This is a genomic window from Aeromonas sp. 604282 (assembly GCF_049170575.1).
Taxonomy (GTDB): Bacteria; Pseudomonadota; Gammaproteobacteria; order Enterobacterales; family Aeromonadaceae; genus Aeromonas; species Aeromonas veronii_A.
This window is the reverse complement of sequence record NZ_JAAKMV010000029.1, coordinates 1-1,120: the sequence shown is the minus strand read 5'-3', so window position 1 is coordinate 1,120 and position 1,120 is coordinate 1. Positions and strand designations below refer to the sequence as shown.

The window sequence follows — 1,120 nt, the reverse complement described above, 5'->3', positions numbered from 1 at the left end:
AACTCGGCCGTCTCTGTCAGAGTAACAAAGCCATGCGCAAATCCTTCCGGGATCCACAGCTGTCGCTTGTTTTCTCCAGAAAGGTGAACGCCTACCCATTGCCCAAAGGTCGGGGAGCTTTTACGAATATCTACCGCTACATCAAACACTTCACCGGCCACACAACGCACCAGCTTGCCCTGGGCATGGGGCGGCAACTGATAGTGCAATCCACGCAACACCCCTTTCGATGATTTGGAGTGATTATCCTGCACAAACGTCACCGGATACCCTACCGCCTCTTCAAACAACTTGTGGTTGAAACTTTCAAAGAAAAAACCTCGCTCATCACCAAACACTTTTGGCTCAAAAATAAGCACATCTGGAATTGCTGTCTTGATTACATTCATCTGTCTATCCACACTTGATTCAATTTTTATGGGGGAAGTATTTTCCCTCCCCCATATCACATCAGGCTTTGGCAACCATTCTTAACAGATATTGTCCATACGCATTCTTTGCCAACGGCGCTGCAAGTTCACGCACCTGGTCGGCATTGATAAACTTCTGGCGATACGCAATCTCTTCCGGGCACGCCACTTTCAACCCCTGACGGGTCTCGATAGTTTGAATAAAGTTGCTCGCTTCAATCATGCTTTCATGGGTTCCGGTATCCAGCCAGGCATAACCACGGCCCATCATGGCCACCGACAGATTGCCTTGCTCCAGGTAGATACGGTTCACATCGGTAATTTCCAGCTCACCTCGGGGCGACGGCTTCAGGCTCTTCGCGATCTCCACCACGCTGTTGTCATAGAAATAGAGGCCGGTCACCGCATAGTTGCTCTTGGGCTCCAACGGCTTCTCTTCCAGAGAGATAGCGGTCCCCTCTTTATCAAATTCCACCACCCCATAACGCTCGGGGTCATGCACATGGTAGGCAAAGACGGTCGCGCCACTCTCTTTGGCCGCTGCGGCTTCCAACTGTTTCTGCAGGTCGTGGCCGTAGAAGATGTTGTCCCCCAGCACCAGCGCACAGGGGTCTGACCCGATAAACTCTTCACCCAGAATAAAGGCTTGTGCCAACCCGTCCGGACTTGGCTGCACCTTGTACTGCAAATTCAGGCCCCACTGACTGCCG

The 1,120-nt window shown here is 51.8% G+C and carries 2 protein-coding genes; both read right to left on the bottom strand.

From position 1 onward, the window contains the following. Positions 1 to 389, bottom strand: a 389-nt coding sequence (gene rfbC / locus G5367_RS20060; RefSeq protein WP_421294934.1) for a dTDP-4-dehydrorhamnose 3,5-epimerase, incomplete at its 3' end; no start/stop codon positions are given. Positions 390 to 450: 61 nt separating this feature from the next. Next, a partial coding sequence (gene rfbA, locus G5367_RS20055; RefSeq protein WP_421294933.1) for a glucose-1-phosphate thymidylyltransferase RfbA occupies positions 451 to 1,120 on the bottom strand: 670 nt, incomplete at its 5' end.